Here is a 13,428-nt window from a genome sequence, read left to right on the forward strand (position 1 = left end):
CCTAACCCTCCCCCGCTTTGCAGGGGAGGGCATCACCGCCCTCCCCTGCGCAGCGGGGGAGGGAGGGGACCCATGCGCCGCATGGGGAGGGTGGGAGCGACGAGCACCTCACACCCCACGACCCGCCCATGACCATCCTCGACTTCCCCGTCCGCGAACTCCCGCTGGACCCCAACGTCGCGCAGCGGCTCGCCTCCGACCCGCTGTCGTCGGTGTGGGTGGGCGCCTCCGCCGGGTCCGGCAAGACGAAGGTGCTGACCGACCGCGTGCTGCGGCTGATGCTGTCCGGCACCGCGCCGGCGCGCATCCTCTGCCTGACCTTCACCAAGGCGGCGGCGGCGGAGATGTCCATCCGCATCAACCGCACGCTGGGCATCTGGGCGACCCTGCCCGACGAGGCGCTGGAGGACCGGCTCGCCGACCTCTGCGGCGAGCGGCCGAGCGCCGAGACCCGGACCATCGCCCGGCGGCTGTTCGCCCAGGTGGTGGATTGCCCGGGCGGCATGAAGATCCAGACGATCCACGCCTTCTGCCAGTCGCTGCTGCGCCGCTTCCCGCTGGAGGCCGGGCTCGCCCCGCATTTCGAGGTGATGGACGAGCGCACCGCCGCCGGCCTGCTGACCGAGGCGCGGGACGAGGTGCTGCACGCCGGGCGCGCCGCCCCCGACAGCCCGCTCGGCAAGGCGATGGCCCGGCTGACCGCCGAGCTGAACGCCGAGGAGTTCGCCGACATCCTGGCTGAACTGGCCAGCGAGCGCGGGCGCATCCAGCGCCTGTTCGACAGCGTCCACGGGCTGCAAGGCGCGGTGGACGCGGTTCACGAGGCGCTGGGCGTGCCGCCGGGCATCACCGAGGCCGCGATCCTGCGCGACGCCTGCGCCGACCACGCCTTCGACGGGACGAGCCTGCGCGACGCCTGCCGCGCGCTGTCCACCGGCAGCAAGACCGACGAGGAGCGCGGAGTCGGCATCCAGAGCTGGCTCGACGCCGCGGACAGCCGTGTGCGCGCCTTCCAGATCTACGCCCGCCATTTCCTGACGGCGGAGGGCGGCGCGCGCAAGACCCTGATCACCAAGAAGCCGGCGACATCCTTCCCCGCCGCCCTGACGGCGCTGGAGCGTGAGGCGGAGCGGCTCGTTTCGCTGATGAAACGGGTTCGCTCGGCCGGAGTCGCCGCCTCCACCACCGCCCTGCTGACGCTGGCCGAGGCGCTTCTGAGCGCCTATGAGGCGAAGAAGAAAGCCAAGGCGCTGCTCGACTACGACGACCTGATCCTGTCGGCCAACGCCCTGCTGCGCGGCAAGGACGGCGTCCCCGCCGTGCCCTGGGTGCTGTTCAAGCTGGACGGCGGGCTGGACCACATCCTGATCGACGAGGCCCAGGACACCAACCCGGAGCAGTGGCAGGTCGTCGGCTCCATCGCCGAGGAGTTCTTCGCCGGTCTCAGCGCGCGGGACGGGGGCGAGACGACGCGCACCGTCTTCGCCGTGGGCGACGAGAAGCAGTCGATCTTCAGCTTCCAGCGCGCCGACCCCGCCGAATTCGCCCGCATGCGCCGCCATTTCCACACCCGCGCCAAGGCCGCGGAGCGCGACTGGCACGCGGTGGAGCTTGACATCTCCTTCCGCTCCACCGCCACCGTGCTGCAGACCGTGGACGCGGTGTTCCGGCTGGACAGCGCCAAGGATGGTGTCGCTTCCGAAACGAGCCCGGTGATCCGCCACCGCGCCTTCCGCCGCGGCCATGCCGGGCTGGTCGAGCTGTGGCCCCCGGTGAAGCCGGCGGAGGCCGCCGACCCGCCCGCCTGGGCGCCGCCGGTGGAGCGCGAGGCCGCCGATTCGCCGTCGGCCCGGCTGGCCGCAGTCATCGCCGACACCATCCGCGACTGGACCCAGCGCGGCGAGTCGCTCGAGTCGCGGGGCCGCCCGATCCAGCCCGGCGACGTGATGGTGCTGGTCCGCCGCCGCACCGCCTTCGTGACGGAGCTGGTGCGCGCCCTGAAGGACCGCGCCGTTCCGGTGGCCGGCGTGGACCGTATGGTGCTGACCGAGCAGCTGGCGGTCATGGACCTGATGGCGCTGTGCGACTTCCTGCTGCTGCCGGAGGACGACCTGACGCTGGCCACCGTCCTCAAGGGGCCGCTGATCGGGCTGACCGAGGACCAGCTGTTCGACCTCGCCCACGGGCGGCGCGGCACGCTGTGGCGGGCGCTGGTGGCGAAGGCGGAGGACGATCCCGCCTACCGCCCGGCCCGCCGCTATCTGGGCGCGCAGTTGGCCCGCACCGACTTCCTGGCGCCCTACGAGCTGTTCGCCGGGCTGCTGGCCGCCCCCTGCCCGGCCGATCCGGACGGGTCGGGTCGCCGCGCCCTCCTGAAGCGGCTCGGCCCCGACGCGCAGGACCCGCTGGACGAGTTCCTGGCCGTATGCCTCGCCTTCGAGAAGACCGAGCCGCCTTCCCTGCAGAACTTCCTGGCCTGGCTGGCGGCCAGCGAGGCGGAGATCAAGCGCGAGCTGGAGCAGGGCGGCGGACGTGTACGCATCATGACGGTGCACGGCTCCAAGGGCCTCCAGGCGCCCATCGTCTTCCTGCCCGACACGCTGGGCACGCCGACCCAGAGCCCGCCGATCCTCTGGCCGGACGAAGGCTGCGCCGTACCGCTCTTCGCCGCCCGCCGCTCGCAGGAGGACGCGCTGTGCGCCGAGGCGCGCGCCCGCGCCAACCGCCGCCGCGACCAGGAGTACAGGCGCCTGCTGTACGTCGCCCTGACCCGCGCGGAGGACCGGCTGTACGTCTGCGGCTACCAAGGGAAGAAGGAGCCGTCCGACGCCTGCTGGTACAAGCTGGTCGAGGCCGCGATGGGCGAGATCGGCGTGCCGCACCCCTTCGACTTCTCCACCCTCTGTCCAGACGGCTGGAGCGGCGAGGGCTGGCGGCTGGCCGACCCGCAGACATCCGTTCCCAAGCCGGACGGCGCCGGGGCGGGCCGCGTGCTGGCGGCGCAGGCCGCCCCGCCCTGGCTGACCGCCGCCGCCCCGGAGGAGCCGGAGCCGTCGCGCCCCCTCACCCCCTCCCGCCCGGACGGGGACGAGCCGGCGATGCGTTCGCCGCTCGGCGAGGATGACGGAGCGCGCTTCAAGCGCGGCCTGCTGATCCACCGGCTGATGCAGACCCTGCCCGACCTGCCGCCCGACGCGCGGGAGGCCGCCGCCCGCCGCTACCTCGCCCGCCCCGGTCACGAGCTGACGGCAGCGCGCCAGGATGAGATCGCAACCGAAACGATGCGCGTCCTGACCGACCCGCGCTTCGCCCGGCTGTTTGGCCCCAACTCCCGCGCCGAGGTGGAGGTGGTCGGTCTGGTGACCGGGCGCGCCCTGTCGGGCCGGGTCGACCGGCTGGTGATCGAGGACGACGCGGTGTGGATCGTCGACTATAAGACCAACCGCCCGCCGCCGGTCCGCGCGGAGGACGTGCCGCCCGTCTATGTCCGCCAGATGGAGGCCTACCGCGCGGCGCTGCGCGCCATCTACCCGGACAAGGCCGTGCGCTGCGTCCTGCTGTGGACCGACACCCCGGCCCTGATGGAGCTTCCAGCATGAGGCGCGCGCGATAGTCCGCCCGGGGAACTTTTCACCCCCGGCCGCGTTGCACGGGACGGCGGATTGGGTTGACGAGACCGCATTCGCGCCCCGGCTTGACCGGCGAGGGGGGTCGGTCATACATTTTGCCAAATTCCACCGATGAGGGATGGGTCCGCCGCCGGTGGAAAATCGGCGCGGCGGTGCCCCTGAACCCAGGCATAGAGGTCACATGAGCGATCCCATCAAGGTCACCGACGACAGCTTCGAGCAGGACGTGCTGAAGGCCGACGGTCCGGTCCTGGTCGATTTCTGGGCGGAGTGGTGCGGCCCCTGCAAGATGATTGCTCCCGCGCTCGACGACCTCGCCAAGGAGTATGGCGGCAAGGTCACCGTCGCCAAGCTGAACATCGACGACAACCCCGGCACCCCGACCAAGTACGGCGTGCGCGGCATCCCGACGCTGATGCTGTTCAAGAACGGCAACGTCGCCGCCACCAAGATCGGCGCCCTGCCGAAGACCGCCCTGTTCTCGTGGGTCGACGAGGCTCTCTGAGCCCCGCTCCCCTGGACGATCGAAAAGCCCCGCCCCTCCGGCGGGGCTTTTTGTTTGGGCACTGCAAGACCAATCCCCTCTCCCCTCCGGGGAGAGGGTCAGGGTGAGGGGGCAGCGTGGGCATCAAGCCCACGCCAGGGGATTGCCAAGGGGCAGCATGCCTCTTGGCGGTGCGCGGCAAGCGCACCGGCCCCCTCACCCTCCCCACGCCTACGGCGCGGGTCCCCTCCCTCTCCCCAGGGGGGCGAGGGCTCTTTGCTCCGGTGGTCGCGGGATATCCCCCTTGCGGCCAACCCGCCGGCACCGCAGACTGCACGGGCCATGGCCTACCGACTGCCGCCCCTCAACACCCTGCGCCTGTTCGAGGCCGCCGGCCGCCACCAGAGCTTCAAGGCGGCGGCGGAGGAACTGCATCTCACCCCCAGCGCGGTCAGCCACGGCATCCAGACGCTGGAGGAATGGCTTGGGGTGGAGTTGTTCCTGCGTGGCAACCGCAGCCTGTCGCTGACCCCCGCCGGCCACGCCTATCTGCCCCGCGTGCGCGACGCGCTGCACTCGCTGGCGCTGGCGACGGAGAGCGTGCCGGGCCGCGCGCCCAGCGGGCGGCTGTCGGTCAGCGCCGCCCCGACCTTCGCCCTGCGCTGGCTGATCCCCCGCCTGCCCGCCTTCCAGGAGCGTCACCCGGCGATCACGGTGGCGCTGGACACCGCCCACCGGGTGGTGGAGTTCCCCCGCGACGGCATCGACGCCGGCATCCGGCTGGGCCGCGGCGACTGGCCCGGTCTGGCCGTGCTGAAGCTGATGGAGGAGGACCTCGTCCCGGTGGCCGCCCCCGCCCTGGCGGCGCGCATCGCCTGCCCCGCCGACCTCGCCACCGTCCCGCTGCTCCACGTCGCCGACGTGTCGGAGGATTGGACCGCCTGGGCGGAGGCGGCGGGCCTGCCGCCGTCCGCGTTGGACGGCGGACTGAAGCGCGGGTTGCGGCTGGACGCGATCCACATGGCGGTGGACGCCGCGGTGCGCGGGCTGGGCGTCATCATCGGGCGGCGCCCGACCGTCGACCCGGAGCTGGCGTCCGGCCAGCTGGTCGAGGTGATGGGGCCGCGCCTGCGCGCGAAAAGCGCCTATTGGCTGGTCACCGCCCGCGACAGCCTGCGCCGCCCGGAGGTCGCCGCCTTCCGCGCCTGGATGCGGGCGGAGTTCGCCCAGGGGCGGTGAATAGGTTCGGGTGAAATCCGCTCACCCGACGATGAAAAGGTCCCGTTTGCCGGAGCGGAGGGGATGGCCCGATGCTGGTGCTTCATCGCACCCGCCGGAGGCCACCATGACGCTGCACGTCCTCCCTCGCACCGCGCCGCCACCGGCCCGCCGCCTTCGCGGGCTGCTGGGCTGGATCGCTCGTCTCCGCGAACAGAGCCGCCAGCGCGACGCCCTGCTGTCCCTGTCCGACCGCGAATTGCGGGACATCGGCATCACCCGCTACGACGCCGTCACCGAGGCGCGCAACCCCTTCTGGCGGTGAAGGTCGCGGTTACAGCCGGTCCCGCCGGATCGCCTCCAACAGCCCCTCGGCCCCGGCTTCGCAGAGGTCCAGAACCTCGGTGAAATGCAGCCCCTCGCCGTAATAGGGGTCGGGCACCTCGCGCTTCGGTGCGTCGGGGGCGTAATCGAGGAACAGGGCGACCGTCGACCGGCTGTCCGGCGGGGCCATGCGCCGCAACTGCGCCAGATGCCCGCCGTCCATCGCCAGGACGTAGTCGAAGTCGGCGAAGTCCGCCGCGGTCACCTTGCGGGCGCGCAGGTCCGACAGGTCCACCCCGCGGACCTTGGCGGCGCGCCGGCTGCGCGGGTCGGGTGCCTCCCCCACATGATAGCCGTGGGTGCCCGCCGAATCGGTGCTGATGCGGCTTTCCAAACCGGCTTGCCGAACCCGGTCGCGGAACACACCTTCCGCGGTGGGCGACCGGCAGATGTTGCCCGTGCAGACGAACAGGACCTTGACCATCCCGGCCTCCTCCCCTTTGGTTTCCATCTGTGCTTTACCGGCCCGAGATCTAGCAGCCGTTCCCCGAACCCGCCAGGGCGCCATGACCATCGCCAATATGACCGCCGCCATCACGACCATCGCCAACCATCTGAAACCGACCGACTCCATCGTCATCCTGACCGGGGCCGGCATTTCCAAGGAATCCGGCCTGGACACCTTCCGCTGCGCCGACGGCATCTGGGCCAAGGTCGATCTGGAGGACGTCGCCACGCCGGAGGGCTTCGCCCGCGATCCGGTGCTGGTGCACCGCTTCTACAACGACCGGCGGCGCGGCCTGCGCGATCCCGCGGTGCAGCCGAACGCCGCCCACGCCGCGCTGGCCGAGTTGGAGAGGCGCTGGGAAGGCGACCTGCTGCTGGTCACCCAGAACATCGACGATCTGCACGAACGCGCCGGGTCGCAAACGCTGATCCACATGCACGGGGAGCTGAACGCGGTCTTCTGCCGTCACTGCCGCAGCAAGGTGGAGCGCTGGACCGGCGACCTGTCGGTGGAGGACGTCTGCCCGTCCTGCGCCCGCAAGGGCGGCATGCGCCCCGACGTGGTGTGGTTCGGCGAAATGCCCTACCAGATGGAGCGGATCTACCGCGCGCTGGGCGCCTGCGACCTGTTCGTCTCCATCGGCACCTCCGGCAACGTCTACCCCGCCGCCGGCTTCGTGGCGGAGGCACGCAACGCCGGCGCCCTGACCGTGGAACTGAACCTGGAGCCGTCGGCGGGCGCCAGCCTGTTCGCGGATTCCGTCAACGGCCCGGCGACCGAGCTGGTCCCGGCCTTCGTGACCGAGCTGCTGAGCCTTTGACCGGCGATCTGGAGGACCTGTTCGAACAGGCCCGCGCCTGCCGGCTGTGCGCGGGGGTGTTGCCGCACGGCTGCCGCCCGGTGCTGCGTGGCAGCCCGTCCGCCCGCCTGCTGATCGTCGGGCAGGCGCCGGGCGCGCGGGTGCACGCCACGGGCATTCCCTGGAACGACCCGTCCGGCGACCGGTTGCGCCAGTGGCTGGCCATGGACCGTGACGCCTTCTACGACGAGAGCCGGATCGCCATCGTCCCCATGGGGCTCTGCTATCCCGGCACGGCGCCGAAGGGCGGCGATTACCCGCCGCGCCCGGAATGCGCCCCGCTCTGGCACCCGCCGCTGCGCGCCGCCCTGACCGGGGTGCGGCTGACCCTGCTGGTCGGCAGCTACGCGCAGGCCCACTATCTGGGAAACCGCCGCCGGCGCACGATGACCGACACGGTGGCGGCGTGGCGGGATTACCTGCCGGAGTTCCTGCCCCTGCCCCACCCGAGCTGGCGCAACACCGCGTGGCTGAAGAAGAACCCCTGGTTCGACGCGGAGCTGGTGCCCGCGCTGCGCCGCCGCGTGGACGAGGCTCTGGACGGGTGACTTTACCCCTCCATGGCCTCGATGCGCTCCATATCCTCGTCCGACAGGCCGAAATGGTGGCCGATCTCATGGATCAGGACGTGGCGGACGATGGCGAACAGATCCTCGCCCGTCTCGCACCAGTAGTCCAGGATCGGGCGGCGGTAGAGGAAGATCATGTCCGGCCCGCTGCGCAGGTCGGCGACGCTCTGCCGCGTCATATCGACGCCCCGGTAGAGGCCGAGCAGGTCGAAGGGGCTCTCCAACTCCATCTCGCGCTCGGTCTCCTCGTCGGGAAAATCCTCGACATGGATCGACAGATTGGCGATGGGGGCCAGGAGTTCCCGCGGGATCGTCTCCAGCGCGTCCTCGGCCATCCGCTCGAGGTCGGGGGTGGAGGGCGGAACGCTGTGGGTGTGTGCCGGTTTGCGCATCATACGGGGGAAGGTAGCGCCGCTTGCCGCCCAGGCCAAGCGGCGCTAAACCGGAAGGCAGGCCGGAACACCGATTTGATCCACAATCGATCCGTGCCCGTTACGCCTCGTACAGGCCAACCAACAAAGGGGGAAGGAATGTCGGACAAGCTGGTGGGTGCCAAGCGGCAGACCGCGCTGAAGGAACTGCACGGCTGGGCGGAGGTGCTGGAGCGCGACGCCATCCGCAAGACCTACCATTTCCCCGACTTCCCCGCCGCCTGGGGCTTCATGAGCCAGGTCGCCCTGCTGGCGGAGCGGCTGAACCACCATCCGGAATGGTTCAACGACATGGGCCGGGTGGAGATCATCCTGTGCACCCGCAGCGCCGACGGCCTGACCCAGGCCGATGTCGATTTCGCCCACCGCGTGGACCAGATCGCCCCGAACCGCGACCGCTGATCGTCGCGCGCCCGAAGCGCGTCACGCCGGTTCCAGAACCACCTTCACATCCGCCGGGCGCCCGAAGAAGGGGGCGGTGGTGACCAGCAGCGGGCAACCGGCGGCGGCGTAGGCCGCCGCGTTGTCCTCCGTCACGCCGCCCGCCGCAGCGACGATCGGCGGGCGCGGCAGGCCGCGCGTCGCCTCGACCACAGCGCGGGCCTCCTCCGGCGTGCGCTTCTCCAGCTGCAGCACATCGGCCCCGGCGCGGGCGAAGGCGATGGCGTCCGCCACCGTGTCGACCTCGACCACGATCTTCTTTTCCGGCGCCCGGCGGCGCAGATCGGCGATCCAGGATTCCGGCGATCCGGACAGGAAGGCGCGGTGTTCGGGGAAGACCAGGATCGTTTCCGACAGGCCCAGCCGGTGCATCACCGCCCCGCCGGCCAGCACCGCCTTGACCGACAGGTCTTTGGCGCCGGGAAAGTTCTTGCGGGTGCAGGCCACGGTCACGCCGGGGGCGGCCTCGACGATGCGGCGGGCGCGGGTGGCGATGCCGGACGCGTATTCGACCAGCGTCTGCGCCACCTTCCAGCCGCGGTGCAGGGCGCCCGCCGGGCCGTGCCCCTCCAGAAAGGGCGCCCCGGCCTCCACCGCCGCGCCGCTGGGCCGGACGGACGTCACCGTGCCGCCGGCCTTCTCGATCAGGTGGACAGCCTCCTCCGTCCCGGCCAGCACCATGGCGCCGCGCGCCGTGAACCGGATGCGCGCCGGGGCGGCGGCGATGCCCAGCGAGTCGGTGGTCAGGTCGCCGTAGGGAACGTCCTGGGCGAGAAGCGCGTCGAGCGCGGCATCGGACAGGACGATCATCGGCGATTCCCTTTTTCGGTTAAAGCCACCCGCGGCGGCGGAAGTACCAGAGCGGCACGACGGCGGACAACACCATCAGCACGATCGCCATGGGATAGCCGAAATCCCAGTCCAGCTCGGGCATGTGGTGGAAGTTCATGCCGTAGGCCGACGCGATCAGGGTCGGCGGCATCAGCGCCACGGAGACCACCGAGAAGATCTTGATGATCGCGTTCTGCTCGATGTTGATCAGGCCGAGCGTGGCGTCGAGCAGGAAATTCGCCTCGTGCGCCAGGAAGCCGGCGTGTTCGTTCAAGGACCGCAGGTCGCGCGTCAGGGTCTTCAGCGCCGCCTTGTGCTCCTTGGTCAGCCGCCCGGCGGCGACGGAGGACAGGAAGGCGACCAGCCGGTCCAGCCCGGCGAGGCTGTCGCGCACCTTGTGCGTCAGGTCGCCGGCCCGCCCAATGCCGCGCAGCACGTCCTGCAGCTCGTCCGGCTTCTTGGAGCTTCCGATCCCCTTGCTGTTCAGCGAGTCGGTGAAGATGCGCGCGGACAGCCCGTCGATGCGGGCGCCGATCAGTTCCAGCACGTCGGCCACCCGGTCGATGACCGCGTCCAGGATGCCCAGCAGCGCGTCCTCCGCGCTGGCCAGAAGCTCCGGCTGGCGACTGGTGCGCGCGGCGAAGGTGGCGACGGAGCGCGGCTCGGTGAAGCGAACCGTGATCATGTGCCGGGGGGTCAGGACGAAGGTGACCTCGCCCTGCTCCGGCATCGGCGAATCGGCCCGCGCGATCACGGAGGAGGTGAGATAGACGGCCTCCCCTTCCGTGTAGAGCTGGCTCGACGCCTCGATTTCCTTCATTTCCTCGCGCGTCGGCAGGTCGCAGCCGGTGACGGCGCCGACATGCGCGCGCTCCGCCTCGTCGGGGCGGAGAAGATCGATCCACACCGTGTTGGGCGGAAGCGGCTCGCCGAGGGCGAGCGGCTGCTCGACCACGCGGCCGCCCACCTGGGCGTGGACCGTGATCATGCAAGAGCCTCGGCGGGGACCGGCGCGCCGGCGGCGCGGCAGGCGGCGGCCAGCGTGTTCAGCATCAGGCAGGCGATGGTCATCGGCCCGACGCCGCCCGGCACCGGGGTGATGGCGCCCGCGACCTTCACGGCCTCGTCGTAGGCCACGTCGCCGACCAGCTTCGTCTTGCCCGGCTCGGTCGGATGCGGCACGCGGTTGATGCCGACGTCGATGACCACGGCGCCCGGCTTGATCCAATCGCCGCGCACCATCTCCGGACGGCCCACCGCGGCGACCAGGATATCGGCGCGCCGGCATTCGCCGGGCAGGTCCTGGGTGCGGGAATGGGCAACGGTGACCGTGCAGTCCTGCTGGAGCAGAAGCTGCGCCATCGGCTTGCCGACGATGTTGGAGCGGCCCAGCACCAGCGCCCGCTTGCCCTTCAAATCGCTGCCCAGCGTGTCGCGGAGCAGCAGCAGACTGCCCAGCGGCGTGCAGGGCACGATGGCGCCGGGGCTGCCGGTCGCCAGCAGGCCGGCGTTGACGACATGGAAGCCGTCCGCGTCCTTTTCCGGAACGATGCGGGCCAGAACCTTTTGGGTGTCGATGTGCTTGGGCAGGGGAAGCTGGACCAGGATGCCGTGCACCGCCGGATCGGCGTTCAGCCGGTCGATCAGGGCCAGCAGCTCCGCCTCGCCGAGGTCAGCGGGCATGTGGTGGTCGAAGCTGTTCATGCCGAGGTCGGCCAGGGCCTTTTCCTTGGACCGGACATAGACCTGGCTCGCCGGGTCCTCGCCCACCAGCACGACGGCGAGGCCGGGGGTGACGCCGTGGCTGGCCTTGAGCGCGGCCACCCCCTCCGCCACGCGGGCGCGCAGCCCCGCGGCGAACGCCTTGCCGTCGATGATCTTCGCCTCAGCCATCGCTCTTCCCACCATTACTGCTCACCGGGTCACCGGTCGCGGTTTCCACCAGCGCCGTCAGCCGGCGCATCAGGTCGGCCGGGTCGCCGGCCACATGGACAATCTTGTTCCGGTCGGTGGCGCCGGCCACCACCGTCAGGCTGGTCTTGGGCAGTTTCCACGCCTTGGCCAGCAATTTCACCACCGCCTCGTTCGCCTTGCCGTTCTCCGGCACGGCGGTGACGGTCACCTTCAAAACCGTTCCTCCGGACGCGGTGGCGGCCAGCCCGGCGATGGCGTTGCGCGACGCCTTGGGCGTCACCCGCAGCGCCAGCCGGACGCCGTCCGCCACGGCCTCGATGGGCACGGCTTCCGAAGGTCCGGGCATCAGAAGCGCGGCCAGTATTCCGCCAACAGGTTGCGGATGAAGAAGATCAGCAGGATCAGCGCGATCGGCGACAGGTCCAGGCCGCCCATGTTCGGCAGGACGCGGCGGATCGGACGCAGCACCGGTTCCGTGACCCGGTAGAGGAAGTCGCCGATGACATAGACCGCGCGGTTGCGGGTATTGACGACGTTGAAGGCCACCAGCCAGCTCAGCACCGCCGAAGCGATGAGCAGCCAAACGTAGAGGCTGAGAACGGTGTCGATCAGCAGGTAGAGCGCAATCATGCCCGGCCCGTCCCTTTATTGTCCGATTTTGCGGGGCACCCTAAGCACAAGCGGCGAGTGCTGTCCAGTGCCGCGCGGCGGGCCGCCATCATCCCCTTTGCCATCCCCTTCCGCGAACCGCCGATGCCCGCGATCGGGCGCGTTCAGAGGGCTTGACAGGCCTCCTCCGCATCACCATTATCCGCCGCACGCCGGTAACGGTGTGTGGGGCCGTAGCTCAGCTGGGAGAGCGACGCGTTCGCAATGCGTAGGTCGGGAGTTCGATCCTCCTCGGCTCCACCAATCCTCCTCAAGACATTGATGCGACACAGGAATTCGCCAGGAAGCGGCGGAATTCCCCGCGGTGTGACACCGCCTTGTCGCACGCGGCGTCGGCCGAATCTTCCTATTCTATTTAAGACGTTCGCCGATCCGGCCCCTGCCTCAGTGCCTGTGCGCGTGGTGGGCATCCGGAAAGTGGGCGTGCCGATGCCGCAGGCGCACGTGACGATGCCGGTGGGTGTGCGGCTCGGTCACCGGGCCATCGTGATGGTGCCGGTGGTGCTCGTCATGCACATGCGGGTGGTCGTGCTCCATCTCGTCATGGTCGTGCTCATGGTCATGGTCCTCGGTCAGGTGCAGCCAGACGCCGAGTCCCATTAGGGCCGCGGCCACGGCCAGCCCGACCGTCAGCGGCTCCCCGAAGATCGCCAGGGAGGCGATGCCCCCGACGAAGGGGGCCGTCGAGAAATAGGCCCCGGTGCGAGCGGCGCCGATGTGGCGCAGAGCGACCACGAACAGCACGAGGCTGACACCGTAGCCCAGCAACCCGACCAGCATCGCCGCCGCCGCGGTCGGCGCCGCGGGCAGGCCGTCGCCGAGCGCCAGGGCGATCCCGACATTGACGCTGCCGGCCACCAGCCCCTTGATCGTGGCGATGTCCGCCGGGTTCGCCAGGGACACCTTGCGGGTCAGGTTGTTGTCCACCGCCCACATCAGGCAGGCGGCGGCGACTGCGGCCGGTCCCCAGCCGCCGGCGATGTCCACCGTTCCGCCCCAGGACAGAACCGCCGCTCCCGACACGATGGCGACCATCCCGGCGACGAGGCGCCGGTCGACGCCCTCCCGGAAGACGAACCACGCCAGCAGGGCGGTGAAAACCCCTTCCAGATTGAGCAGCAGCGAGGCGGTCGATGCCGGCGTCGCCGTCAGGCCGGCCATCAACAGCACCGGTCCGGCGATACCCCCGGCAGCGACGGCGGCCAGCAGCCAGAGCCACTCGGCGCCGTGGAGGCCGCGTTCGCCGCGCTTCCGCGATCCTGTCAGCAGACGGACCAGCCCCAGCCCGATGCCGGAGCCGAGATACAGCAGGCCCGCCAGCATCCAGGGCGACAGGTCGTGGACCAGCAGCTTCGCCAGCGGCGTGCTGATGCCGAATAGGACCGCGGCCAGGATGGCGGTCATCGCGCCGGTTCGGGGCATAGCGCCTCGCACGCCTGTTGAGTGGGGGAAGAACCCTTGCCCCCACCCTAACTCTCCCCCGCTTCACAGGGGAGGGGACTGCCGCCGCTTCGCGAAATCCCCCTCCCCTGTGTCAGCTCTCGCGCAAAC

The 13,428-nt window shown here is 70.6% G+C and carries 15 protein-coding genes and 1 tRNA gene; 8 read left to right on the forward strand and 8 right to left on the reverse strand.

Translation table 11 applies throughout. The annotated features are described in order from the left end of the window. The first annotated feature begins 128 nt into the window (after window positions 1-128). From addA to JJL56_RS07355, 4 genes are all read left to right on the forward strand, one after another. Complete coding sequence (addA, locus tag JJL56_RS07340) at window positions 129-3,599, forward strand: double-strand break repair helicase AddA (protein ID WP_200484778.1); 3,471 nt, start codon at window positions 129-131, stop codon at window positions 3,597-3,599. A gap of 211 nt (window positions 3,600-3,810) precedes the next feature. Further along, window positions 3,811-4,134 (forward strand): thioredoxin TrxA, encoded by a 324-nt coding sequence (trxA, locus tag JJL56_RS07345; protein WP_035669691.1) that lies wholly within the window; start codon window positions 3,811-3,813, stop codon window positions 4,132-4,134. A 321-nt stretch (window positions 4,135-4,455) separates the two neighbouring features. Next, window positions 4,456-5,352 carry a transcriptional regulator GcvA gene (gene gcvA, locus JJL56_RS07350; protein ID WP_145622985.1) on the forward strand — a complete coding sequence of 299 codons (897 nt, stop codon included), beginning with the start codon at window positions 4,456-4,458 and terminating at the stop codon, window positions 5,350-5,352. Between the two features lie 106 nt (window positions 5,353-5,458). Beyond that, window positions 5,459-5,656 (forward strand): DUF1127 domain-containing protein, encoded by a 198-nt coding sequence (locus JJL56_RS07355; protein WP_145622986.1) that lies wholly within the window; start codon window positions 5,459-5,461, stop codon window positions 5,654-5,656. A gap of 9 nt (window positions 5,657-5,665) precedes the next feature. Here JJL56_RS07355 and JJL56_RS07360 read toward each other — a convergent pair whose 3' ends face one another. After that, window positions 5,666-6,139, reverse strand: a complete 474-nt coding sequence (locus JJL56_RS07360; protein ID WP_145623343.1) for a low molecular weight protein-tyrosine-phosphatase — start codon at window positions 6,137-6,139, stop codon at window positions 5,666-5,668. Window positions 6,140-6,236: 97 nt separating this feature from the next. Here JJL56_RS07360 and cobB point away from each other — a divergent pair, with 97 nt between their 5' ends. Both cobB and JJL56_RS07370 read left to right on the forward strand, forming a co-directional pair. Further along, on the forward strand, window positions 6,237-6,983 hold the full coding sequence (gene cobB / locus JJL56_RS07365; RefSeq protein WP_186452796.1) for a Sir2 family NAD+-dependent deacetylase: 747 nt from the start codon (window positions 6,237-6,239) through the stop codon (window positions 6,981-6,983). Continuing rightward, on the forward strand, window positions 6,980-7,570 hold the full coding sequence (locus JJL56_RS07370) for a uracil-DNA glycosylase family protein (protein ID WP_200484780.1): 591 nt from the start codon (window positions 6,980-6,982) through the stop codon (window positions 7,568-7,570). Before cobB ends, JJL56_RS07370 begins: the two co-directional genes overlap by 4 nt. A 2-nt stretch (window positions 7,571-7,572) precedes the next feature. Here the strand turns inward: JJL56_RS07370 and JJL56_RS07375 are convergent, their stop codons facing one another. Then, complete coding sequence (locus JJL56_RS07375; protein ID WP_041810830.1) at window positions 7,573-7,986, reverse strand: metallopeptidase family protein; 414 nt, start codon at window positions 7,984-7,986, stop codon at window positions 7,573-7,575. A gap of 135 nt (window positions 7,987-8,121) precedes the next feature. On the opposite strand from JJL56_RS07375, the gene JJL56_RS07380 reads away from it, so the two are divergent. Continuing rightward, window positions 8,122-8,424, forward strand: a complete 303-nt coding sequence (locus tag JJL56_RS07380) for a 4a-hydroxytetrahydrobiopterin dehydratase (protein WP_145622989.1) — start codon at window positions 8,122-8,124, stop codon at window positions 8,422-8,424. 21 nt (window positions 8,425-8,445) lie between these two features. On the opposite strand, the gene modD is transcribed toward JJL56_RS07380, so the two are convergent. The 5 genes from modD to JJL56_RS07405 are packed head-to-tail and all read right to left on the reverse strand — an operon-like array spanning window position 8,446 to window position 11,838. After that, entirely contained in the window at window positions 8,446-9,273 is an 828-nt protein-coding gene (modD, locus tag JJL56_RS07385; protein WP_200484781.1) for a ModD protein, read from the reverse strand. 19 nt (window positions 9,274-9,292) lie between these two features. Then, on the reverse strand, window positions 9,293-10,282 hold the full coding sequence (locus JJL56_RS07390; protein WP_200484783.1) for a magnesium transporter CorA family protein: 990 nt from the start codon (window positions 10,280-10,282) through the stop codon (window positions 9,293-9,295). Further along, the gene (gene folD, locus JJL56_RS07395) at window positions 10,279-11,187 is read right to left on the reverse strand and encodes a bifunctional methylenetetrahydrofolate dehydrogenase/methenyltetrahydrofolate cyclohydrolase FolD (RefSeq protein WP_200484784.1); all 909 of its coding nucleotides are present in this window, start codon (window positions 11,185-11,187) and stop codon (window positions 10,279-10,281) included. The genes JJL56_RS07390 and folD overlap by 4 nt, the downstream gene beginning before the upstream one ends. Then, window positions 11,180-11,554, reverse strand: coding sequence for a DUF167 family protein (locus JJL56_RS07400; RefSeq protein ID WP_145622993.1), 375 nt, complete (start codon window positions 11,552-11,554; stop codon window positions 11,180-11,182). The genes folD and JJL56_RS07400 overlap by 8 nt, the downstream gene beginning before the upstream one ends. After that, the gene (locus JJL56_RS07405; RefSeq protein ID WP_145622994.1) at window positions 11,554-11,838 is read right to left on the reverse strand and encodes a YggT family protein; all 285 of its coding nucleotides are present in this window, start codon (window positions 11,836-11,838) and stop codon (window positions 11,554-11,556) included. The genes JJL56_RS07400 and JJL56_RS07405 overlap by 1 nt, the downstream gene beginning before the upstream one ends. A gap of 206 nt (window positions 11,839-12,044) precedes the next feature. Between JJL56_RS07405 and JJL56_RS07410 the strand changes: the two genes are divergently transcribed. Further along, window positions 12,045-12,120: transfer RNA gene (locus tag JJL56_RS07410), tRNA-Ala, on the forward strand. Between the two features lie 141 nt (window positions 12,121-12,261). Here the strand turns inward: JJL56_RS07410 and JJL56_RS07415 are convergent. Then, a complete protein-coding gene (locus JJL56_RS07415; protein ID WP_145622995.1) occupies window positions 12,262-13,299 on the reverse strand; it encodes a DMT family transporter in 1,038 nt (345 codons plus the stop codon). Window positions 13,300-13,428: the final 129 nt, after the last annotated feature.

This window comes from Azospirillum aestuarii (assembly GCF_016632405.1).
In the GTDB taxonomy this organism is placed as follows: Bacteria; Pseudomonadota; Alphaproteobacteria; order Azospirillales; family Azospirillaceae; genus Azospirillum; species Azospirillum aestuarii.